This window comes from Mycolicibacterium sp. CBM1, assembly GCF_054073305.1.
Map to the genome: position 1 here is coordinate 101,956 of NZ_JBSXPP010000009.1, position 22,523 is coordinate 124,478.

Here is a 22,523-nt window from a genome sequence, read left to right on the forward strand (position 1 = left end):
GGCACCGGCTCATTAGGAGGTCACACCGCCGCTGTGGGTGTACCCACTTTCGTGGGGCCCCAGTGCACCGGCAGACTGGCTGCATGACAGCCGATGCGGAGCAGGTCGGGGGCACCCGCGCCTTTCTGCCCGCCGTCGAGGGAATGCGCGCCTGCGCGGCGATGGGGGTCGTCCTGACCCACGTCGCGTTCCAGACCGGGACGACCACTCCGGTCCTTGGCCGGCTGCTGCACCGTTTCGACCTGGCCGTCGCGGTGTTCTTCGCGCTGTCCGGCTTCCTGCTGTGGCGGGGGCACGCCGCGGCCGCACGCGGGCTGCGCCACCGCCCCGCCACGGGCCACTACCTGCGCTCCCGGCTGGTGCGGATTCTGCCCGGCTACCTGGTCGCCGTCGTGATCATCCTGACCCTGCTGCCGGAGGCCAACCACGCCAACCTGACCGTCTGGCTGGCCAACCTCACCCTGACCCAGGTCTACGTGCCGTTGACCCTGACCGCCGGGCTGACCCAGATGTGGAGCCTGTCGGTCGAGGTGAGCTTCTACCTGGCCCTGCCGGTGCTGGCGTTGCTGGCCCGCCGGCTACCGGTGCGGGCACGGATACCGGTGATCGGGGCCGTCGCGCTGGCCAGCCTGGGCTGGGGTCTGCTGCCCATCCACACCGCGCAGGGGGTGAACTTCCTGAACTGGCCGCCGGCCTACGCGTCCTGGTTCGCCGCCGGCATGCTGCTCGCCGAACTGACGGTCAGCCCGGTGGGCCGGATGCACAGGCTGGCCCGCAACCGGTGGGCGATCTTCGGCGTCGGCCTGGTGGCCTACCTGATTTCGGCGTCGCCGCTGGCCGGTCCCAAGGATCTCGTCCCGGCCACGCTGGGGCAGTTCGTGATCCGTACCGCGATGGGGGCCATCGTCGCTGGCGCGCTGCTGGCGCCGCTGGTGCTCGATGCGCCCGACACGAGTCATCGCATCCTGGGCAGCCCGGTGATGGTGACGCTCGGCCGCTGGTCCTACGGATTGTTCGTCTGGCACCTCGCGGCGCTGGTGATGGTGTTCCCGATGGTCGGCAAGTTCATGTTCAACGGGAACCTGATCGTCATCCTGTGCCTGACGCTGGTGTTGGGTTTCGCGATGGCCGCCGTCAGCTACGCGCTGATCGAATCGCCGTGCCGCAATGCATTGCGGCGCTGGGAATACCAGGCGGGCCGGGGGCGGACGGGCGCGGTCCCGCCGCTGGACAGTTCCGTCACCGACGAGCCGGAGCCCGTCATCGCCCGTTGAGCAAGCACCCGCACAGGATGTTGCGCGATGATCTGTGCCGGAGTCGTCCGCATCGCACGGGGTCGGAAGGATCGCCATGGCAACTGAGGCATTGACCATCATGTTCTGGCCGGAATCGGCGTACGGACCGACCAACCAGTGCATCGGGCTTGCTGCCATCCTGCGTGACCGCGGTCACCGCATCGTGTTCGCGGCGGAGAGCTCCTGGGCCGGCAAACTGGCGCCGCTCGGCTTTGTCGAGGAACTCGTCGACCTTGCCGAGCCGGCCGAGGGCGCCGCCGACGAGGACCCCGGCAAGTTCTGGACCGACTTCATCGCCGAGACCTCCCCGGAATTCCGCAAACCGACCATCGCGCAACTCGAGACCTTCGTCCAGCCGACCTATCAAGCCCTGATAGACGGGGCCAAGTACTGCGAGCCGCGGCTGCGCGCGATCGTCGCCGAGCACCGCCCCGACGTCATCGTCGAGGACAACGTGGTGCTGTTCCCGGCGCTGGTCAGCTCCGGGGCACCATTCGTGCGGATCGTGTCGTGCAGTCCGCTGGAGATCCCCGGCCCGGACGTGCCGCCGCCGTTCTCCGGCCTGCCCAGCGCCGACCGCTCCCAGTGGGACGTCTACCGGGCCGAGTTCGACCGGACCCACCGGGCCATGTGGGCGGAGTTCAACGACTGGGTGCAGGCCCAGGGCGCCGCATCGTTGCCTGAACTGGAGTTCATGCCGCGCGGCGGCGCGGGCAGCCCGGCGGCCAACCTGTACGTCTATCCGGCCGAGGCGGACTACACCGACGTCCGGCCGCTGGATGGCAGCTGGACCCGGATGGATTCCAGCGTGCGCGAGACCGACACCGAGTACGTGCTGCCCGACGCCGTCGCCGACCGGCCCGCGGACTCCGCGCTGATCTACCTCTCGCTGGGCTCGCTGGGCGGCGCCGACGTGGCCCTGATGCAGCGCCTGGTCGACGTGCTGTCCACCACCCGGCATCGCTACATCGTCAGCAAGGGTCCGCAGGCCGACCGAATCGCGCTGCCCGACAATATGGTCGGCGAACAGATGCTGCCGCAGACCACCATCATCCCGCAGGTCGACCTGGTCATCTCGCACGGCGGCAACAACACCGTCACCGAGACGCTGCACTTCGGCAAGCCGCTGATCGTGCTGCCATTGTTCTGGGACCAGTACGAAAATGCCCAGCGCATCGACGAACTCGGCTTCGGCGTACGACTGAACACCTACGGCTTCGCCGACGCCGAACTCACCGGCGCGGTGGACCGCATCCTCGCCGACACCGCGCTGCGCGCCCGGCTCGCCGACATGGGTGCGGCGATCCAGGCGCGCGACGGGCTGCGGGTCGGTGCCGACGTCATCGAGCAGGTGGGCAGGCAGCGGGACCGGTGAGCCGCGAACTGGACTCGCTGGAGCTGTCCGACGGCGCCCGCCTCGCGGTCGTCGCCGGCTCCGAGGGTCTGGCGGTGCTGCCGCTGGTGCGCCAACCCGGCGGGACCTGGCGGCGCGCCCGGCCCGGCGACGGCGCCGCGGAGGCACTCGTCGCGCTGCTCGCCGACCGGCCCGGAGTGTGGACCACGGGCAGGTTCGGCGTCCACGCGTGGCCGTCCCGGCCGGTGACCGGTGAGCGGGCCGTCACCGTCGACCAGACCAACGAGTCGGTGATCGTCGGTGACACCGCCGTGGTCAAATGGGCCACCCATCTGCAGGAGGGGCCACACCCCGCTCCGCACCGAATAGAAATGTTGCGCGCCAACGACTTCCGATCTATGCCCCGGGCGTGGGGATTGGTCACCTGGCTGCCCGCCGGCGGCGAGCCGACGCTGGTGGCCAACGTCGACGAGTACCTGCCCGGCGCGGTCGACGGCTGGACCTGGGCGGTGGATCTGATGGTCGCCGCGGCGCTCGAGCGGCGCACCCTCGCGGTGGAGGCGGCAGCCGCCGCCGTCGGCACGGTGATCGCCGACATGCACGCCGCCCTGGCCGGCACCGCAACGACGGCGAGCGCCGCCGACGCGCAGCGATGGCGGGACACGGCGCTGGCGACCCTGGATGAGGCTCGGACACTGAGTGTTTCGCCGACCACCGCCGTGCTGTCGGACTCGCGGGTCGAGGCGATCCTGGCCGAGCTGGGCGCCCTGGCCGGCACCCCGGTCCTCGACGGCCACGGTGATCTGCACGTCGGCCAGGTGCTGCACCACCCGGGGGGATACGTGGTCACCGACTTCGACGGCAATCCGGTGCTGCCCGCGGCCGAGCGGGCATTGCCGATCCCCGCGGCACTCGACGTGGCCGGCATGGCCCAATCGCTGGCCCACGCCGCCATCGTCGCCCGCCGCCACAACGAGCTCGACGAAGTAGCATTGGACATCGCGAATCAAGCTGCGCAGCAAGCATTCCTGCGCGCCTATGCGGATCGGCTGGCCGCGCTTGGTCACGCTGGACTCTACGATCCCGCCCCGCTGCGTGCCTTCCGGATCCAGCAGGTGCTGCGCGAGATCATCTACGCGGCACGGCATCTGCCACGCTGGATGTATGTGCCCGACGCGGCACTGCCCGCGCTGCTCGATGAGAGGACACCTGGTGGAGCCTGATGGATTCGCCGCGGACCTGGCCCGCAAACCGGAGGTGCTGAGCCGCCTGGCCGCTTCCCTGGCCGCCGGCAATCCGTGGGCAGCGGTGGTGCCACCCGACACCGAGCGGGTAGTGCTGCTCGGCATGGGCTCGTCGGCCTACGCCGGTGGTGTCGCCGCGGCGCGGATGCGTGCGCGGGGGCTGACCGTGGTCTCGGAGCTGGCCTCTTCGCGGCTGTTGCCGAACTGGGGCCCCGGTACCCTGGTCGTCGCCACATCGGCGACCGGCGGGTCGGCGGAAACGCTGGCCGCGCTCGACCGGCTGCCGGCCGGGGTGCACACCGTGGCGCTGACCAACAACGTGGACTCCGCGATCGCCCGGCGTTGCGCGGCCGTCGTGGAGCTGGCCGCCGAACCCGAGGTCGGCGGCGTCGCCTGCCGCAGCTACCAGCACACCCTGGCGTTGCTGATCGCTCTGGAGGCACACCTGGCCGGGGCGGACACCGCAGGGCTGGTGGCGACGGTGGTGGCGGCGGCCGAGGCTAGTCGGCATCTGCTCGACACCGAATCACACTGGCGCCCAAGGGTCGGCGAGTTGCTGCTGGGTCCGGCTGGCACTCACCTGGCCGCGCCGGCACACCGGTTCAGCTCCGCCCAGCAGGGTGCGCTGATGCTGCGGGAAGGGCCGCGCCGCGCCGCCGTCGGGTGCGAGACGGGGGACTGGAGCCACGTCGACGTCTACCTGACCAAGACCACCGATTACCGACTGCTGGTGTTCGCCGGCTCCGAATGGGAAGAGCAGATGGCGCAGTGGACCACGCTGCGCGGCACCACCGTTGTCGCGGTCGGCGGCCCGGTACCCGGTGCCGGCGTGGAGGTGCGCTACCCCGGCGACGACGACGATGAGGTCCGGTTACTCACCGAGGTGCTCGTGCCCGAGTTGGTAGCCGTCCGGGCCTGGCAGAGCGGCTAGCATCCGCGCGCACCTCAACCGCGCATCCGCGCGCACCTCAACCGCGCATCCGCGCGATGACCTTCTCGCGCACCGCCGACCGGCGCGCCTTGCCGGCGTCGTCGCGCAGCGGAGTGTCCACGAACTCCACCCCGTGCGGCACCTTGTAGTCGGCCAGCCGCTCGGCGACGAAGGCCCGCACGCCTCGCTCGTCGAGACCGTCGGGGTTGTCGAGGTGCACCAACGCGTGCGGCACCTGGCCCAGATCGTCGTGCGGTACACCGACTACCAGGCAGGACAACACCGCCGGATGTTCGGCCAGGGCGTTCTCGATCTCGGCGGGGTACACGTTGCGCCCGCCGACGGTGAACATGTCCACCCGGCGGTCGGCGAGGTACAGGTATCCGTCCTCGTCGAACCAGCCCAGATCGCCTAGCGAGTCCCAGCCGTCGCGGGTCTTGGCGGTGCTGCCGATGTAGCGGTAGGTCGGCGCGCTGCCCGGGGCGCGCCGCAGGTAGATTTCGCCGACCACGCCGGGCGGGCACTGGTTGCCGTCGTCGTCGAGCACCGTCATCTCCCCGGCGACCACCCGGCCGACGGACCCGCGGTGGGACAACCATTCGCTGCCGCTGATGAACGTCAGTGCCTGAAGTTCGGTGCCACCGTACAGTTCCCACACCGCGTCCGGCCCGAGCAGATCGATCCACGCCTGCTTGACGTTCGGCGGACACGGCGCCGCGAGATGCCACAGCCTGCGCAGCGACGACAGGTCGTAGGCATCGGGGTCGGCGTGGTAGACCGGCAGCAGCCGCTGCATGATCGTAGGCACGGTGGCCAGGTAGTTCACCCGGTGGTCGGCAATCAGCCTAAGGAACTCCTTCGGGTCGAAGCGCCGCATCAGCACCAGGTGCTGACCGGTCAGCAGGGCAATGGTCGCCGAGGTGAATCCGGTGTTGTGGCTCAGCGGTACCGGCACCAGTTGGGTGTCGGTGGGCTCGTTACCCATCGACATCGCCAGCAGTTCGGCGGGGATGCGGCCCTCTCCGCCCGCCTCGATCAGCTTCGGCCGCCCGGTGCTGCCCCCGGAGGCCATCGACTTCCACACCGGCGAAACCACCTCGGGCAGCGGCGCATCGGACAACTCGGGACTACCGGTGAAGTCCGCCCCCACCCACGGTGCGACCCCGCGCGGGTCGGGCCGGCCGACGAGAAGCGCGCGCGGCTTGAGGTCCAGCAGCCCCGCATACTCGGCGTCGGGCAGCCGCGACGACAGCGGCTGCGGTATCGCGCCGAGTTTCCACACCGCCACGGTCGCGCGCACCCATTCGATGGAGTTCGGCACGGCGATGGTCACGTAATCGCCCTGGCGGACCCCGAGTTCGGCGTAGGCGCGCGCCAGCCGGTTGGACATCGACTCCAGCTCAGCGCGGGTGACGGTGCGGCCGTCGCAGGTCACCGCCGCTCGCTGCGGGGCCTCGGCGGCCAGCTGGCTCAACCGAGTACCGATCGGGGCGATCACGTCACTCATGGCCGCCCTGCCTGGAGAAGATGCTGCGCGGGTTGTCCACCAGCATGGTGGTGATCTGGTCCTCGGTGACGCCGAGGTCGCGCAGGGCCGGCAGCACGTCGTTGTGGATGTGCAGGTAATGCCAGTTCGGCAGGACCACCGGCAGCGCCGCCTCCGGAAGCCAGTCGATGTGGCAGGACGCGTCGTGCGCCAGCACCATCCTGTCGGCATGGCCGCGCGCGCACATCTTTGCCACGGTGTCGACGCGGTCTTCGAAGCTCAGGATGTTGTCCAGCCCGAAGCGGTCCATGCCGAGGTAGGAGCCGCCCGCGATCAGCTGTTCGAGATAGTCCAGGTCGGTGGTGTCCCCGCTGTGCCCGATGATCACCCGGCTCAGGTCGACGCCTTCCTCGGCGAAGATCCGCTGCTGGTCCAACCCGCGCCGGGTGCCGGCGTGGGTGTGGGTGGTGATCGGCACGCCGGTCTGGAGATGGGCCTGCGCCACCGCCCGCAGCACCCGCTCGACACCGGGCGTCACTCCAGGTTCGTCGGTGGCGCACTTGAGGATTGCGGCTTTGACCCCGGTGCCGGCGATCCCCTCGGTGATGTCCTGGACGAACATCTCGGTCATGGTCTCGGGCCCGTTCAGGGCCGTACCCGGACCGGTGAAGTGGAAGTACATCGGAACGTCGTTGTAGGTGTACACCCCGGTGGCCACCACGATCTGCAGGTCCGTCTGGGCGGCGACCCGTTGAATGCGCGGAAGGTAGCGGCCCAGGCCGATCACCGTGGGGTCGACGATGGTGTCCACGCCGATGGCTTTGAGCGCGTTGAGCTTCGCCACCGCATCGGCCTCGCGAGCCGCCTCGTCTCCCCACCCCTGCGGGTAGTTCGCCATGATCTCCGGGGACAGCACGAAGACGTGTTCGTGCATGAGCACCACCCCGAGGTCGGTGGTGGCCACCGGTCCCCGCACGGTCTCGGTCTGCGACGTCTGTGTCGGGTCAGGCAGCGTGTCCGGCTGGGCCATGTCAAGGACACTAACGGGAAACGGTTGTCTCCTCGCCGGTTTCGCTGCCGGTTTCGCTGCCGGTTTCGCTGTCGGATTCGCCGGCACCCGGGCGCGACGATCGCCAGACCGCGGAGGCAGCCAGCGCACCCAGCGCCATCAGGGCCGGCAACTGCACCCAGGGCGAATGTCCGATGTAGCCGTCGACCGACCGCCAGGGGTAGCGGGCGAGCAGCGCGCCGGCCACAATCAGGCCGCAGGAGGCGATCCCCAGTGTGGCGCGGTCGCGCAACCGGACCCGGCGGCGCAGGCCGTAGCCGGCCAGCAGCGCCGCTCCGAACACCACCAGGCCACCGACCCCGGCGATCAGGCCGCCGGCGGCCAGCATCCCGGACGTCGCGAGCAGGGGCGAGGCCCACGTTCGCACCGGAGCCCAGGTCACCGGTCGTCGGCGCGGTGGCACCAGGGCCAGCAGCGCCAGCAGGGGCAGCAGCGACAGTCCCGCCGCCAAGCCGATCTGGTACCAGCGGTTGGACGGAAAGCTCAACGTGATGGTGCCGTGCTCCCCGGCGGGTACCACCCAGCCCTGTTGCCAGCCGTTGACGATCACCGGGGTCAGCGTGACGCCGTCGGGCAGGTGGGCCACCCAGCCGGGATTGACACTTTCGGGGACCACCAGCACCCGCGCGACGGCCGACCGGTCGACCTCGATCTCGCGCCGGTCCGGCCCCCACCGGTGCACGTCGGCGGTCGTCGTCGACGCCGTGGGGATCTGCGCCGCCGCCGGGCCGGTGAGCTGGGCGCCGTCCACCACGAATGCCGAGCCCGGGCTGATCAGCAGCTCCTGACGGCCGGCGGGCAGGGCGATCGGTGTCGGGTCGCAGGCGCGCGCCGGTACGGGGTCGCCGTCGAGCAGTGCGCCCACCGTGGTGGTCACCGAGGTCTGGACGAACCGGCCCGACACCGCGACGATGGGTCCCTCGCCGCACGGGATGTCGATGGTGCGGGCGCGATTGCGCGCCGCGTCGGCCGCCGCGACCGGCTTGCCGTCCGGTCCCAGTACCGCGACCTCGGCCAGCCCCGGCGGTTTGAGCTGGTCGAATCCGAGTGCGGTGCGGTCGATCACGTCTTCCCAGTCCAGCAGGCTGATCCGCACGGTGTCGGTGACCCGGGCCCGCAGCGGCACCGTCTGCGCACCCGTGCGGTGGGGGTCGAGGCGGCGCACCTGCGGCCCGTCGCCGAGGTCGACGGCCACCATCGTCGGGTGGGTGGGCAGCGGCGAGGCGCTCGCCGTCAATGCCAGCGCGGTCACCTCGGTGGGCTTGGGCAGCGTCACCGTCAGGGTGGGTGCGCTGCGGTGCTGCACCACGTTCTGCGGTGCCGTCCAGGAGGTGCGGGGATCGCCGTCGGTGGCCGCGTACGCCGAACCGTCGACATCGATCAGATCGGCGTCGGCGCGCGAACGGGTTGTTCCCGGCTGGGCGATCAGGTCGGCGAGGTGCGGGCCTTGGCGAGCGCGCACCCACACGACGGGGCTGACCTGGATCGGTGTGGGCACGGTCAGGGTGCGACTCAGGGTGACCGGTTCTTCGGGAGCCTGCGCCATCGACGCCGCGCAGTGCACGCCGTCCGGGGAGTCGGCGCAGCCCTGCCGCCCGAGCAGCTCCGAACCGAGGTCCCAGGCCGCGATCGTCGACCCGGCGGGCGGGCCCGGCACCACCAGGGTGTGGCGCAGGTCGACAGGGTGGGCGAAGCCGGACGCGTCGTACTGGGTCACCGACAGGTCGGTGATGCCGAACTGGACGCCTGAGGACCCGTCATCGGTTCCCACCGCGGTGATCCGCACCCAGGGCGCCTCGCCGTAGGGCAGTGCGATCGTCAGCGGTTTGCCCGGTTCGTCGAAACGAACTGTGGTGGTTCCGTTTTCGGTCGACACCTGGATGCGGCGCACCTGGGCGCCGACTGCGGTGGCGCTCGGGGTGAGAGTCAGCGTCGCGTTGGTGACCGGCCGGTCGAAATCGATCTGCAGCCACTGCCCGACGGCCGACTGCAGCGAATTGGACACCCACGCCGTGGCGGGGTCGCCGTCGATGGCTGCGGCCGGGCCGCTGGCCGGTGCGACGGTCGGCAGCGCGGTGGAATCCGACGACGAACTCGACGCCGACAGCCGGCCGCCGGTCCAGGCGCCCTGCGCCAGTTTGGCGCCCGGCACCGGATAGTCGGGCACCCGGTTGAAGGTGTTGCGCCGGTCGCCCGCCGCCCTGGCCGCCGACGAGTGGTCGTCCACCCGGCCGTAGTCGGTCTCCCGGTCGACCGGGGTGTCGGTGACCGTGACCAGCGGAACCGGGAGTCCGGCGCGCTGCGCGTCGGAGGTGAGCAGCATCGGGCCCAGTGGTGGCTGGCCGAGCAGCCTGCGCCGTTCGTCGATGCGCAGCAGCGACTCCGGGCCGCCGTCGACCCTGGCCATCCGCGCGGCATCGGTCAGGTAGGGGGCGCCTGGGTCGCCCGCCGCGTCGACCCGGTAGATCTCGACCGCCGGGTAGCGCGGCCGCAACCCGCTGTCGCTGATGAAGCCGTCCAGGGTGCCCGGGCCCACCGGCTCGCCGAACTGTGCCACCTTCTGTAGGCCCGGTGAACCGTCGATGGCCCGGTGCACCAGCAGCGGGCGCGCGGATCGCGAGTTGTCCGGATCCAGGTCGTTGCGGACCACGACGTACGAGATGCCCTGGCGGGTCAGGGTGTCGGCCAACCCGGCAGACGGCCGCCCTGCGGCGAACAGCCGCTGCACCGAGTCCAGCGCACGGATGGTCTGCGGCGGTGTCAGTGGGATGGAATCGCGGACTCCCCAAGGGCTTTCGCCGAGGACCTGCAGCGGCTCGTCGTGGCTGTTGCCCCACACCTGGGTGGCGAACGGCGCCCCCGGCGCGACCAGCACCCGCCCCGGAGTCGGGCTGCCGGTGTTGTGTTCGGTCAGCCAGTCGGCGGCCTGATGCCAGTAGTCCGGAATCGCGCTGAACGCCCCCGGTGGGGTGAGTCGTCCGGTCCAGGCCATCGACGTGGCCACCGTCAGCGCGGCCAGCACCACGATGCCCACCGCCACCCGCTTGTCGTCCTCGGGATGGGCGAACGCGCGGATCCACACCGGCCGGGGCGCACTGCCCGGCAACGGAATCCGGCTCAGCAGGTGGGCCAGCCCCAGGACCAGCGGCAGCCGGATCACCGGCTCCAGCTTGTGCACGTTGCGCAGTGGGGCGCCGGCGGCGTCGAGGAAGGTCTGCACCTGGTGGGCGATCGGCGACCCCAGACCGCCGGAATAGCCGACGCCGAGCAGCACCACCCCGACCAGCAGCATGGTGATCAATCGGCCCCGTGACGGCATCGACCGCAGCGCCAGCCCGGCGAGCCCGCCCGCGGCCACCAGCGTCGTGGCCAGCACCATCGCCGGCTGGGTCACCAGTTCGGCGGCCGCGGTGGCGTTCGGCGAGACGAACGGTGTCCAGCTGTCGGTGCCGCGCAACACCTCCGTCAACGACGTCCACTGGGTGGTGACACCGGAGGACTCGATGAAATCCAGGAACGGCGGGCTGATCCGGCCCAGCAGCAGCAACGCGACCACCCACCAGGTCACCGCCAACGCCGAGGCCAGCGCCCACCACGCGGTGAACCGCCACCACACCCGCCCGGGCCGGTGACACAGCCACCAGATGACCGCGGGCAGGCACCCGGTGATGGTGGCCACCGCGTTCACCGCGCCCATCAGGGCCAGCGCGATGCCGGCGCGCGCGGCCAGCACCCGCAGGGAGCGCCGGTCGGCTCCGGACCCGTTGAGCGCCAGGATCACCGGCAGCAACACCCAAGGGGCCAGCATCATCGGCAGCGTCTCCGAGGAGATCGACCCGAGCGTCGTCAGCACCCTCGGCGACAGGGCGAACGCGACAGCGCCGATGATCCGGCTCGGCGTCGTGCCGATACCGAGCGCTTCGGCCACCCGCAGCAGACCCCAGAACCCCGCGGTGAGCAGCAGCGCCCACCACAGCCGCTGGGTGACCCAGCCGGGCAGTCCCAGGGTGTCACCGAGCAGGAAGAACGCCCCGTGCGGGAACAGGTAGCCGTAGGCCTGGTTCTGCGCCTGGCCGAACGGCAGGTCGCTGTTCCACAGATTGGCCGCGCGGGCCAGGAACCGCAGGGGATTGGCGGTGAGGTCGAGCTTGGTGTCCGGCGAGGTCATGCCGGGCGACTGTGCGAAGCACAGCACCAGCGCCACGACGAACGCGCCGCCGAGCCAGCGCCGGGCGAGCGGCGGGGTGATGACGGGCGCCTCGGTGACCGCGGGGGAGGCGGTGGTGAGCGTGCTCAGGCTAGCCGCGGTTGCCGTACTCGACGCGGTTCAGCACCGACGATGCGGGATCACCGGCTGACAGCGGCGGCTTGGTGTCCTGCTGGATCATCAACGTGACGCCGAAGACCGCGGCGGCCCCGAGCAGCAGGCCGACCAAGACACTGGCGGCGGCAGGGACCACGAACCGGGTCATGAACGGTTCTCCTTGCTCAGGGTGCTGGGGCGAATGACTTGCTCGGGGTAATACCCGCTGGCCAACCTAGCACGCGTGTGAGCGCGGTTGGTCGGCGGCGGCGGCCGTGACAGCATGTCCGGATGGCCACACGCCTGCTCTCCTTTCGCGGCTTTGCGGCGCTGACGGCGCTGCCGCTGCTGGTCCTGGGATGTTCATCGCCCACGTCGCACCCGGCGTCCCCTTCGCCGTCGCGGTCCGCCGCGTCGTCGCCGGACTCCCCGGTTCCGCTGGCCGGTCCGGCGCCCACGCCGGGTACGCCGGCCCAGCCGGCCTGCGGCGACGGCCCGGAGCTGCTGGGGGCGATCTCCACCCGCGACAAGCTGGCCCAGCTGCTGATGGTCGGCGTCAAGAACGCCGCCGACGCCCGCAGTGTGGTCGACAACTACCACGTCGGAGGCATCTTCGTCGGCAGCTGGACCGACCTGACGATGCTCACCGACGGCTCGCTGCCGGACTACGCCAACGCCGGACCGCTGCCGCTGGCCGTCAGCGTCGACGAGGAGGGCGGCCGGGTGTCGCGGCTGACCTCGTTGATCGGGGACGCCCCGTCGGCGCGGGTGCTAGCCCAGACGAAATCGCCCGACGAGGTCTACCAGCTGGCCCTCGACCGCGGACGGCAGATGCGCGGGCTGGGCATCACCGTCGACTTCGCGCCCGTCGTCGACGTCACCGACGCGCCGGACGACACCGTCATCGGCGACCGGTCGTTCTCCAACGACCCGGCTGTGGTGACCGCCTATGCCGGCGCATACGCCCGCGGACTGCGCGACGCCGGGCTGCTGCCGGTGCTCAAGCACTTTCCCGGCCATGGCCACGGCTCGGGTGACTCGCACACCGCCGGCGCGGTGACCACCCCACCGCTGGCGGATCTGCAGAACGACGACCTGATCCCGTACCGCACGCTGGCCGCGGACGCCCCGGTCGCCGTCATGGTCGGCCACCTGGAGGTGCCCGGCCTGACCGGCACGACCCCGGCCAGTCTGAGCGCCGCGGCGGTGGGCCTGCTGCGCAGCGGCGGATACGGCGGCCCCGGCTTCGACGGGCCGGTGTTCAGCGACGACCTGTCGAGCATGGCGGCGATCGCCGACCGCTACGGAGTGGCCGAGGCGGTGCTGCGCAGCCTGCAGGCCGGGGTCGACGTGGCGCTGTGGGTGACCACCGACGAGGTGCCCGAGGTGCTCGACCGACTGGAGAAGGCCGTCAACGCCGGTGAGCTGTCGATGCCCGCCGTGGAGGCCTCGCTGCTGCGAATGGCCCGGATCAAGGGGCCGAGCCCGCGATGCGGCGGTTAGCCTAGGAACGCGATAGGCAACGCGGGGGGTGAACCCGAGGCGAAAGGCAGCGAGATGGCAGGTGGCACCAAGCGGCTGCCCCGCGCCGTGCGCGAGCAGCAGATGCTCGATGCCGCCGTGCAGATGTTCTCGGTCAATGGCTATCACGAGACGTCGATGGACGTCATCGCCGCCGAGGCGCAGATCTCCAAGCCGATGCTGTATCTGTACTACGGCTCCAAGGAGGAGCTGTTCGGTGCCTGCCTGAGCCGCGAACTGAGCCGCTTCATCGAGGCGGTGCGCGAGGACATCGACCTCAAGCAGAGCCCGCACGAGCTGTTGCGCAGCACCATCCTGTCGGTGTTGCGCTACATCGACGCCAACCGCGCGTCGTGGATCGTGCTCTACACCCAGGCGACCAGTTCACAGGCGTTCGCCCACACCGTGCGCGAGGGCCGCGAGAAGATCATCGACATGGTGGCCCGGCTGCTGGAGGCGGGCACCCGTCATCCCGAGCCGGACACCGACTTTCACATGATGGCGGTCGCGCTGGTGGGTGCCGGTGAGGCCGTCGCCGCCCAGGTCAGTGCCGGCGACGCCGACGTCGACGAGGCCGCCGACATGTTGATCAACCTGTTCTGGCGAGGCCTCAAGGGCGCACCGGCCGACAAGGAAGCCTCCCCGGCCAGCGCGCCGTGACGCGCGGTTACAGCCTGCGCATCGTCGCGGTCAGGTGCGGGTAACCCTTGGCCATGTTGCGCAGCACCAGATCCCAGCCGTCGGCCACCCGGTCGAGATAGAGCCCGGTGCTGGCCGGCAGCACCACCGGCTTGCCGAACTTCACCGCATACCGCACGGCGTCGGGCAGCTGGCCGTCGATATTGGCCAGAACCGCTGCTGCACTGAACATCCCGTGTGCGATCACAGTGGGGAAGCCGAACAGTTTGGCGCCCACCACATTGGTGTGGATGGGATTGTGGTCACCGCTGACCGAGGCGTAGCGACGGATCTGGCCCGGCGTGACGCGCAGGATCGCGTTGGGCGGCGGCAGTTTCGGCCGTTTGGGGGGCTCGGGTTTGGGCTCGCCGGACAACGCCGTGCGCTGCTGGTGCAGGAAGGTGGCGACCTGATGCCAAGCGAGGTCGTTGCCGACGCTGACCTCGGTGACCAAGTCGACCAGTAGGCCCTTGCGGTGCTCACGCAGATTCTCGGCGTGCACGGCGATGCCTACGGTATCGGTGACCGCGATCGGCCGGTAGCGGGTGATGGTGTTCTCCACGTGCACCGCGCCCATTGCCGGGAACGGGAAGTCGAACGAGGTCAGCAGCGCCATCACGGTCGGGAAGGTCAGCGCGAAGGGGTAGGTCAGCGGAACGGTGTCGCCGAACCGCAGTCCGGTGACCGCCGTGTACTCGGCGACATTGACCCGGTCGATCGCCAGGTCTTCGACGCTCAGCGTGCGGCTGGGCAGGCTGCCGCCGCGCGGGACGAACGGCAGCGTGCCGGCCACCGCGCGCAGCATGTTGCGCAGGCCGCTGGGTTGTCCGGTCATCTAGGCCCCCAGCATGGCTTGGCCGCACACCCGGATCACGTTGCCGGTCACCGCATTCGACGCTGGGCTGGCGAAGTAGGCGATGGTCTCGGCGACGTCGACGGGCTTGCCGCCCTGGTACAGCGAGTTCAGCCGGCGGCCCACCTCGCGGGTGGCCAGCGGAATGGCCGCCGTCATCGCGGTCTCGATGAAGCCGGGAGCGACGGCGTTGATGGTGATGCCCTTGTCCGCCAGTGCTGGAGCGAGCGCCTGGGTGATACCGATCATGCCGGCCTTGGTGGTCGCGTAGTTGGTCTGGCCGCGGTTGCCGGCGATCCCGGCCATCGACGACAATCCGATGATCCGCCCGCCGTGGCCGATGCTGCCGTTTGTGACGAGACCCTCGGTGAGGCGTTGCGGGGCAAGAAGATTGACGGCGATGACGGCGTCCCAACGGCCGTCGTCCATGTTGGCCAGCAGCTTGTCGCGGGTGATACCGGCGTTGTTGACCAGGATGTCGGCCGTGCCGCCGTGGTGCTCGCGCAGATGCTCGGTGATCGTGTCCACCGCGTCGGGCGCGGTGACGTCGAGCGGCAGGGCGGTGCCGCCCACCTTGGCGGCCGTCTCGCCCAACGCGTCACGGGCCTGTTCGACGTCGATAGCCACGACCTTGGCGCCATCGCGTGCGAACACCTCGGCGATGGTGGCGCCGATGCCGCGGGCAGCGCCCGTCACGATGGCGACCTTGCCGGCCAGCGGCTTGTCCCAGTCCGCGGGTGGGCTGGAGTCGTCGGCGCCGACGTAGAACACCTGCCCGTCGACATAGGCGGACTTGCCCGACAGAATGAAACGCATCGTCGACTCCAGGCCTGTGACAGCCGGTTTCGCTGCCGGGGACAGGTAGGCCAGCGCGACGGTGGCTCCGTGGCGCAACTCCTTGCCCAGGGAACGGGTGAACCCCTCGAGTGCGCGCTGGGCGATGCGCTCGTCGGTGGTGGCGGCCTCGTCGGGGGTGGTGCCTACGACGACGACCCGGGCTGAGGGGCCGAGGTTGCGCAGCAGCGGGGTGAAGAACTCGTAGAGCTCGCGCAGTCCAGCCGGTTCGGTGATGCCGGTGGCGTCGAAGACCAGCCCGCCGAACGAGTCGGCCCATCGTCCGCCGAGGTTGTCGGCGACGAGGGCGTAGTCCTCGGCTAGCGCCGCGCGAAGCGGCTCGACGACGCGGCCGGCGCCGCCGATCAGCAGGGAACCGGCCAGCGGCGGCTCACCGGGCCGGTAACGCCGCAGCGTTTCCGGCTGTGGGATGCCGAGTTGCTTGGCCAGCAACGATCCGGGGGCGGAGTTGACGATCTGGGAGAAGAGGTCGGACGCCACGAACGTGCCTTTCGGGTGTGCGGTTCGGGTGGATCGGGAACGAACTTACTCCAGAGTAAGGAGCGTGCGTAGTATGGGTTGGTATACCCATCTCACACCGACGACAAAGCGGAGATTGACGTGGCCTCTACCAGTTCATACAGCCGTCGGGTCGCCGTCCTGGGCGGCAACCGCATCCCGTTCGCGCGCTCGGACGGCGCCTACGCCGAAGCGTCGAACCAGGACATGTTCACCGCGGCCCTCGGCGGGCTCGTCGACCGCTTCGACCTGGCCGGCGAGCGGCTCGGGGCGGTGATCGGCGGCGCGGTGCTCAAGCACAGCCGCGATTTCAACCTGATGCGGGAGAGCGTGCTCGGCAGCCGGCTCTCGCCGTACACCCCGGCGATCGACCTGCAGCAGGCCTGCGGAACCGGCCTGCAGGCGGCCATCGCCGCGGCCGACGGGATCGCTGCGGGCCGTTACGAGGCCGCCGCCGCCGGCGGGGTCGACACCACCTCCGACGCCCCGATCGGGCTCGGCGACAACCTGCGCCGCACCTTGCTCGGGCTGCGCCGGGCCACATCGAACGCCGACCGGCTCAAGCTCGTCGGCAAGTTGCCCGCCTCGCTGGGCATCGAGATCCCCACCAACGGCGAGCCCCGCACCGGGCTGTCGATGGGTGAGCACGCCGCCATCACCGCCAAGGAGATGGGCATCAAGCGGGTCGAGCAGGATGAGTTGGCCGCGGCCAGCCACCGCAATATGGCCGCCGCCTACGATCGCGGTTTCTTCGACGACCTGGTGACCCCGTTCCTGGGGCTCTACCGCGACAGCAACCTGCGCGCCGACTCCAGCGCCGAGAAGCTGGCCAAGCTCAAGCCGGTGTTCGGCGTGCGCAACGGCGACGCCACGATGACCGCGGGCAACTCGACCCCGCTCACCGACGGCGCGTCGGTGGTGCTGCTGGCCAGCGAACAGTGGGCCGCGTCACACTCGATGACACCGCTGGCCTTCTTCGTCGATTCCGAGACCGCCGCCGTGGACTACGTCAACGGCCCGGACGGCCTGTTGATGGCGCCTACCTACGCGGTGCCGCGGCTGCTGGCCCGAAACGGCCTGTCGTTGCAGGACTTCGACTTCTACGAGATCCACGAGGCGTTCGCATCGGTGGTCCTGGCCCACCTGCAGGCCTGGGAGTCCGAGGAGTACTGCAAGGAGCGCCTAGGGCTCGACGCCGCCCTTGGCGCGATCGACCGCACCAAGCTCAATGTCAACGGCTCGTCGCTGGCCGCGGGTCACCCGTTCGCTGCCACCGGCGGACGGATCGTCGCGCAACTGGCCAAGCAGCTGGCCGAGAAGAAGCAGGAGACCGGGCAGCCGGTGCGTGGCCTGATCTCGATCTGCGCGGCCGGCGGCCAGGGTGTGACCGCCATCTTGGCGGCCTGAGCTGCGGTGAATGGGGAACGAAAAGAACTCCGAAAAATTTTCGCGGGGTTTGTAACGAAGCCGTACGGGTAATCGAAGAACTGGATAGCTCCGTGTTGCCGTCTGACCCCCCGACCCGACGGCAACACGGGGCATCCTCTTTGTTTACGTCTTATTGACGTGGATGAAGGACCGCCGCTGGAGAAGAGGGGAGTCCAGCGGCGGTCATTTTTTGCGGGTAGTTTTCGACGCTATTTCTTGCCGACGGGCTCGGTATCCACCAGGCCGGACTGCACCAGCGCCGCGTCGATGAATTGCTGCACCGGACGGGCTTGGAAGAACCCGGTGTGGCCGCCGCGGTACCAGCCGATGTTGGGGCGTCCCCAGTGCTCCCATAACTGCAGCACCTGCTCGCGCGGATGCACGATCCGATCGGCGACCCCGGCGTAGATGAAGCGGCCCGCCGGTGCGACCTTGGGTGTCAGCGCCAGCGGCGAGATCATCCGGCCGATCGGTTCGGCCAGCTCCAGCGTCCGGTGACGTGGATCGTTGACGTCCAGGCCGGCGTGCCGGCCCAGGATCGAGACCAGGTTGGCCGGTGGCACCCCGAGGATGGCGCACGTCAGATCGTCGTCCAGGCTCGCCACCAGCGCCGCGATGTAACCGCCCAGCGAGATGCTGTTCAGCCCGATCCGGGCGCCGGGTTGCTGGGTGCGGATCCAAGCCAGCACGCGTCGGATGTCCCAGACCGCCTGGGCGGTGGCGTGAACGTCGTCCATCACGTCTTCACCGGGGAACACCGCCCCTTTGGGCAGGTTGCGGGCCCGCGGGCCGTGCATCGGCAGCACCGGCAGCATCACGTTGAGGCCGAAGTCCTCGTGCAGATGCCAGGCCCGGAACAACGTCAGGTCCAGCCCCACCCGGCCCATCTCGGTGCCGTGTACGCACACCAGCCACGGCCGGGGCTCGTTGTGGCGCAACATCAATGCGTATTCGCGCCGGTTGCCGATGTAGCCCTGCCAGCGGTCACGTCCCGGCTCACCGGGGTGCGGCTGGTAGCCGCTGATGAACGACAGCCGTTCATGGGTGCGCCCGCGGCTGGTGTACGAGCGCAGGGCCACATCCGTGGGCACGGTGGGGGCGGTGAAGAAACCCGCCGGCGCGTCGAGCCAGCCTCGGGTGCGGTAGAGGTCGATGGCTTCGGCGACTTCGGCGTTGATCCGGTCGTAGACCGCGGCCTCGCTGAGCGGGCGCCGCCACCGCAGTCCCGCCAGCACGATCTCGTCTCGCAAGGCGTGGGTGGCCAACGACAGCGTGGGGCGTGCGACGGGCAGCTCGCTCCGGCCGCCGTCGAGGTAGGCCCCCCAGGACCGCGCGTAATAGCCGCCGGCCTTGGTCAAGGGACCCACAATATTGGCCAGCGGATTCGCCAGCGGGTGGCCCGTGCCCTCGTCTTTCGGGCTCACGGTGCTATCCTAACGTTCGCGTGCATTGCTGTTGGCTAGTGCCACAACTCCGAAGGTAGCGCAAATCGGGCACCTGAACAGGGTCGAAGGTCACACACCCGTCCTCTTATCGGAACCCATCACTATTTGCTCGGCACCTCTGAAGCGGGATTTATCCTGCTGCGTGAGGGGGGTGTCGGATGGGCTACAGCTGGTCAGGACCACCGCGGTGGCGCGCCGCGGCAATCGGGATCGTCACGTCAGCGTCGGCCGCTTTGGTCTCGGCTGTGACGGCCAGCGCCGCGACAACCGTTCTCTACGTCGGCGGCACGTCGGGCACTCTCGGTGAGTCGACTCCGGCCGCCGCCTTCGGCACCACCGCCGACCTGCTCGGCGGGGAGTTGGACGACGACACCGTCGCCGTTGTCGGCTATCCCGCCTCGCTGTGGCCGATCACCGGGCTGCACGACCCCACGCTGGGCGCGTCGATTGCCACCGGAGTGGCCGACGTCGAAGCCGCCGTCGCGGCCACTACGGGACCGCTGATGATCGTCGGGACCTCGCAGGGGTCGATGGTGGCCCAGCAGGTCGCCGCCGACCTCAACGACGATCTCAGCGTCCCCTCCAGCACTACTTTCGTCCTGATCGCGGACCCGAACTTCGGACTCTTCCTCGGCGATTACGGCATCAAGATCCCGATCCTCGACTACGTCCCGGAAGCGCTGACGGAGACGCGGTTCAACGTCGTCGTCGTGATCAACGAGTACGACGGGTTCGCCGACCCGATCACCCATCCCGAGAATCTGTTGACCGATCTCAATGCCCTGATGGGCATCGTCTACGTCCATCCGTACGCCCAGAACACCGATCTGTCGACGGTCCCGGCGAGTGACATCACGACCACCACCAACAGTGCGGGCGGCACCACGACCGTCTATCGGGTGCCGACGCAGGACCTGCCGCTCACGATGCCGCTGCGCCAGCTGGGGGTACCGGCCGCGGCGGTCGACGCCCTCGATGCGGTGCTGCGCCCGATCATCGACGCGGGGTACGCGGACAGTCCACCCGCCCCGACTCCTCGGGTGGCGGCCCTGTCGGCCGGTGTGTCCGTGCATCGCTCGACGCACGCGTCGACGCACGCGGTGGGCGCGGCCGCGTCTTCCGGTGCCGGGTCGGCCACCTCCACCAGCCGAAGATCCTGTGCCCGGGCCACGTCGAAGTCTCGCTCCCACGCGCCCGGCGGGATCGGTCGGTCAGCGAGATGAACAACGGCCCCGGAACCCAAAGGTCCCGGGGCCGTTGTTGATTCACAACTGGGCAGAAGGCTCAGAAGGCGGCTTCGTCGAGCTCCATGATGTCGTTGTCCAGCGTCTCGATCACCTGCCGGGTGCTGGTGAGCAGCGGCAGGAGATTCTTGGCGAAGAACGACGCCACGGCGATCTTGCCCTCGTAGAAGGACTTGTCGGCACCGGTGGCACCAGCGTCGAGAGCTGCGATCGCGACCGCGGCCTGGCGCTGCAGCAGCCAGCCGGCGACCAGGTCACCGACGCTGAGCAGGAAACGTACCGACGCCAGACCCACCTTGTAGATGTTCGCCGCGTCTTCCTGGGCGGACATCAGGTAGCCCGTCATCGAGGCGGCCATGGCCTGCACATCCTCGAGGGCCTTGGCGAGCAGCGCGCGCTCGGTCTTCAGCCGGCCGTTGCCGGACTCGTTCTTGATGAACTCGTCGATCTGACCGGCCACGTGCGCCAGCGCAACACCCTTGTCCCGCACGATCTTCCGGAAGAAGAAGTCCTGAGCCTGGATGGCGGTGGTGCCCTCGTAGAGGGAGTCGATCTTGGCGTCGCGGATGTACTGCTCGACCGGGTAGTCCTGCAGGAAGCCCGATCCACCGAAGGTCTGCAGGCTCTCGGTGAGCTTGGCATAGGCCTGTTCGGAGCCCCAGCCCTTGACGATCGGCAGCAGCAGGTCGTTTACCCTGGCGGCCAGGTCGGCGTCGACGTCGTGCACGGTCTTGGCCAGCTCGGCGTCCTGGTAGCTCGCGGTGTAGAGGTACAGCGCGCGGCCACCCTCGGCGTATGCCTTCTGTGTCATCAGGCTGCGCCGGACGTCGGGGTGGTGGGTGATGGTCACCCGGGGAGCGGCCTTGTCGGTCATCTGGGTCAGATCGGCACCCTGGACGCGCTCCTTGGCGTACTCCAGGGCGTTGAGGTAACCGGTCGACAGGGTCGAGATAGCCTTGGTGCCCACCATCATTCGGGCCTGCTCGATGACCTCGAACATCTGCGCGATGCCCTCGTGGACCTCGCCGACAAGCCAGCCCTTGGCCGGAACGCCGTGCTGGCCGAAGGTCAGCTCGCAGGTGGCCGAAACCTTCAGGCCCATCTTGTGTTCGACGTTGGTGACGAAGACGCCGTTACGCTCACGCGGCGCGCCGGTCTCGGTGTCGAAGAGGAACTTCGGCACGATGAACAGCGACAGGCCCTTGGTGCCCGGTCCGGCGCCCTCGGGGCGGGCCAGCACCAGATGCAGGATGTTCTCGAACAGATCATCGGAGTCGGCGGAGGTGATGAATCGCTTGACGCCGTCGATGTGCCACGACCCGTCGTCCTGCCGGACGGCCTTGGTCCGGCCGGCACCGACGTCGGAACCCGCATCGGGCTCGGTCAGCACCATGGTGGAGCCCCAGCCGCGCTCGGCGGCGAGGGTGGCCCATTTCTTCTGCTCCTCGGTACCGAGGTTGTGGGTGATCTGGGCGAATCCGGCACCGCCGCCGTACATCCAGACAGCGGGGTTGGCGCCCAGGACGTGCTCGTGCAGCGCCCACACCAGGATGCGGGGCATCGGCATACCGCCGAGCTCCTCGCTGACGCCTACTCGGTCCCAGCCGCCCTCGATGAAGGCCTGCACGGACTTCTTGAAGCTCTCGGGCAGGGTCACGGTGTGCGTCTCGGGGTCGAACACCGGCGGGTTGCGGTCGCCGTCGACGTAAGAGGCGGCCAGCGGCCCCTCCGCCAGACGGGCCGACTCGGTCAGCATCTCGCGCACGGTGTCCGCGTCGAACTCGCTGTATTCACCCTGGCCGAGCGCCTTGTCGACGCCGAGCACCTCGAACAGGTTGAACACCTGGTCGCGTACGTTGCTCTTGTAGTGGCTCACTATTCCTCCTCGACGAGAATGCCACTTTTGGGTTGGGTACTTGGCTCTAAGTTACCCACCAGTAACCCTGCCAACTATACCCACGGGTAACCCGAACGCAAGTCAGTGTGAGCAACTCGACCCACTGGTTGGGTTGGTGTGCCGCGCGGGCCTGTCCGCTTCGGTCTTTTCCCAGGCCAGCAGCGGTTACCGTCGCGGTATGCAACGGCGCGTCGCGGTATGGGGAACAGGCAACATGGGTGCGACGGCGATCAGGTCGCTGCTGGGATTCCCGGGCCTGACGCGGTCTTCGGTGATCACCTCGTCACCCGAGAAGGCGGGCCGCGACGCCGCCGCACTGGCCCGGCTGGACGAACCGACCGGTGTGGTCGCGACCACCGATGTGGCGGCGGCCCTGGCGGGGTGCGACGCCGTGGCCGAAGCGGCCCGCTGGGCCGACTGAG

The 22,523-nt window shown here is 69.6% G+C and carries 16 protein-coding genes and 1 pseudogene; 9 read left to right on the forward strand and 8 right to left on the reverse strand.

All coding sequences use genetic code 11. From position 1 onward, the window contains the following. Positions 1-83 precede the first annotated feature (83 nt). The 4 genes from ACXDF8_RS14190 to ACXDF8_RS14205 all read left to right on the forward strand — a co-directional run bounded on the left by ACXDF8_RS14190 (position 84) and on the right by ACXDF8_RS14205 (position 4,824). Positions 84-1,274, forward strand: a complete 1,191-nt coding sequence (locus ACXDF8_RS14190; RefSeq protein WP_457223899.1) for an acyltransferase family protein — start codon at positions 84-86, stop codon at positions 1,272-1,274. A 76-nt stretch (positions 1,275-1,350) separates the two neighbouring features. Continuing rightward, complete coding sequence (locus ACXDF8_RS14195) at positions 1,351-2,670, forward strand: glycosyltransferase (RefSeq protein ID WP_457223900.1); 1,320 nt, start codon at positions 1,351-1,353, stop codon at positions 2,668-2,670. After that, entirely contained in the window at positions 2,667-3,872 is a 1,206-nt protein-coding gene (locus tag ACXDF8_RS14200) for a glucosamine kinase (RefSeq protein ID WP_457223901.1), read from the forward strand. Before ACXDF8_RS14195 ends, ACXDF8_RS14200 begins: the two co-directional genes overlap by 4 nt. Next, a complete protein-coding gene (locus tag ACXDF8_RS14205) occupies positions 3,862-4,824 on the forward strand; it encodes an SIS domain-containing protein (RefSeq protein ID WP_457223902.1) in 963 nt (320 codons plus the stop codon). Before ACXDF8_RS14200 ends, ACXDF8_RS14205 begins: the two co-directional genes overlap by 11 nt. 37 nt (positions 4,825-4,861) lie before the next feature. Here ACXDF8_RS14205 and ACXDF8_RS14210 read toward each other — a convergent pair whose 3' ends face one another. From ACXDF8_RS14210 to ACXDF8_RS14225, 4 genes are all read right to left on the reverse strand, one after another. Continuing rightward, positions 4,862-6,331, reverse strand: coding sequence for an AMP-binding protein (locus ACXDF8_RS14210; protein ID WP_457223903.1), 1,470 nt, complete (start codon positions 6,329-6,331; stop codon positions 4,862-4,864). After that, positions 6,324-7,340, reverse strand: coding sequence for a phosphotriesterase family protein (locus ACXDF8_RS14215; RefSeq protein ID WP_457223904.1), 1,017 nt, complete (start codon positions 7,338-7,340; stop codon positions 6,324-6,326). The genes ACXDF8_RS14210 and ACXDF8_RS14215 overlap by 8 nt, the downstream gene beginning before the upstream one ends. Before the next feature lie 10 nt (positions 7,341-7,350). Beyond that, positions 7,351-11,547 carry an alpha-(1->3)-arabinofuranosyltransferase gene (locus ACXDF8_RS14220; RefSeq protein WP_457223905.1) on the reverse strand — a complete coding sequence of 1,399 codons (4,197 nt, stop codon included), beginning with the start codon at positions 11,545-11,547 and terminating at the stop codon, positions 7,351-7,353. 130 nt (positions 11,548-11,677) lie between these two features. After that, on the reverse strand, positions 11,678-11,851 hold the full coding sequence (locus ACXDF8_RS14225; protein ID WP_457223906.1) for a DUF2613 domain-containing protein: 174 nt from the start codon (positions 11,849-11,851) through the stop codon (positions 11,678-11,680). A 122-nt stretch (positions 11,852-11,973) separates the two neighbouring features. Here ACXDF8_RS14225 and ACXDF8_RS14230 point away from each other — a divergent pair, with 122 nt between their 5' ends. Both ACXDF8_RS14230 and ACXDF8_RS14235 read left to right on the forward strand, forming a co-directional pair. After that, complete coding sequence (locus ACXDF8_RS14230; RefSeq protein WP_457223907.1) at positions 11,974-13,185, forward strand: glycoside hydrolase family 3 N-terminal domain-containing protein; 1,212 nt, start codon at positions 11,974-11,976, stop codon at positions 13,183-13,185. Positions 13,186-13,239: 54 nt separating this feature from the next. After that, positions 13,240-13,863, forward strand: coding sequence for a TetR/AcrR family transcriptional regulator (locus tag ACXDF8_RS14235; RefSeq protein ID WP_457223908.1), 624 nt, complete (start codon positions 13,240-13,242; stop codon positions 13,861-13,863). Between the two features lie 7 nt (positions 13,864-13,870). Here ACXDF8_RS14235 and ACXDF8_RS14240 read toward each other — a convergent pair whose 3' ends face one another. Further along, positions 13,871-14,716, reverse strand: a complete 846-nt coding sequence (locus ACXDF8_RS14240) for a MaoC/PaaZ C-terminal domain-containing protein (RefSeq protein ID WP_457223909.1) — start codon at positions 14,714-14,716, stop codon at positions 13,871-13,873. Continuing rightward, the gene (locus ACXDF8_RS14245) at positions 14,717-16,069 is read right to left on the reverse strand and encodes a 3-oxoacyl-ACP reductase (protein ID WP_457223910.1); all 1,353 of its coding nucleotides are present in this window, start codon (positions 16,067-16,069) and stop codon (positions 14,717-14,719) included. A gap of 120 nt (positions 16,070-16,189) precedes the next feature. On the opposite strand from ACXDF8_RS14245, the gene ACXDF8_RS14250 reads away from it, so the two are divergent. Beyond that, on the forward strand, positions 16,190-17,494 hold the full coding sequence (locus ACXDF8_RS14250; protein WP_457223911.1) for an acetyl-CoA C-acetyltransferase: 1,305 nt from the start codon (positions 16,190-16,192) through the stop codon (positions 17,492-17,494). A gap of 230 nt (positions 17,495-17,724) precedes the next feature. On the opposite strand, the gene ACXDF8_RS14255 is transcribed toward ACXDF8_RS14250, so the two are convergent. Further along, positions 17,725-18,939, reverse strand: coding sequence for an alpha/beta hydrolase family protein (locus ACXDF8_RS14255; RefSeq protein ID WP_457223912.1), 1,215 nt, complete (start codon positions 18,937-18,939; stop codon positions 17,725-17,727). A gap of 266 nt (positions 18,940-19,205) precedes the next feature. Between ACXDF8_RS14255 and ACXDF8_RS14260 the strand changes: the two genes are divergently transcribed. Continuing rightward, positions 19,206-20,183 carry a PE-PPE domain-containing protein gene (locus tag ACXDF8_RS14260; RefSeq protein ID WP_457223913.1) on the forward strand — a complete coding sequence of 326 codons (978 nt, stop codon included), beginning with the start codon at positions 19,206-19,208 and terminating at the stop codon, positions 20,181-20,183. A 61-nt stretch (positions 20,184-20,244) separates the two neighbouring features. Here ACXDF8_RS14260 and ACXDF8_RS14265 read toward each other — a convergent pair whose 3' ends face one another. Beyond that, entirely contained in the window at positions 20,245-22,080 is a 1,836-nt protein-coding gene (locus ACXDF8_RS14265; protein WP_457223914.1) for an acyl-CoA dehydrogenase, read from the reverse strand. A 199-nt stretch (positions 22,081-22,279) separates the two neighbouring features. Here ACXDF8_RS14265 and ACXDF8_RS14270 point away from each other — a divergent pair. Beyond that, positions 22,280-22,507: pseudogene (locus tag ACXDF8_RS14270) on the forward strand (dihydrodipicolinate reductase); the annotation flags it as partial. Between the last annotated feature and the right edge of the window lie 16 nt (positions 22,508-22,523).

Excerpts from the sequence above, each read along its gene's own strand:
- ACXDF8_RS14230 (WP_457223907.1), top strand. The coding sequence starts at position 11,974 with ATGGCCACACGCCTGCTCTCCTTTCGCGGCTTTGCGGCGCTGACGGCG.
- ACXDF8_RS14215 (WP_457223904.1), bottom strand. The coding sequence starts at position 7,340 with ATGGCCCAGCCGGACACGCTGCCTGACCCGACACAGACGTCGCAGACC.
- ACXDF8_RS14210 (WP_457223903.1), bottom strand. The coding sequence starts at position 6,331 with ATGAGTGACGTGATCGCCCCGATCGGTACTCGGTTGAGCCAGCTGGCC.
- ACXDF8_RS14235 (WP_457223908.1), top strand. The coding sequence starts at position 13,240 with ATGGCAGGTGGCACCAAGCGGCTGCCCCGCGCCGTGCGCGAGCAGCAG.
- ACXDF8_RS14220 (WP_457223905.1), bottom strand. The coding sequence starts at position 11,547 with ATGACCTCGCCGGACACCAAGCTCGACCTCACCGCCAATCCCCTGCGG.
- ACXDF8_RS14195 (WP_457223900.1), top strand. The coding sequence starts at position 1,351 with ATGGCAACTGAGGCATTGACCATCATGTTCTGGCCGGAATCGGCGTAC.
- ACXDF8_RS14190 (WP_457223899.1), top strand. The coding sequence starts at position 84 with ATGACAGCCGATGCGGAGCAGGTCGGGGGCACCCGCGCCTTTCTGCCC.
- ACXDF8_RS14225 (WP_457223906.1), bottom strand. The coding sequence starts at position 11,851 with ATGACCCGGTTCGTGGTCCCTGCCGCCGCCAGTGTCTTGGTCGGCCTG.
- ACXDF8_RS14240 (WP_457223909.1), bottom strand. The coding sequence starts at position 14,716 with ATGACCGGACAACCCAGCGGCCTGCGCAACATGCTGCGCGCGGTGGCC.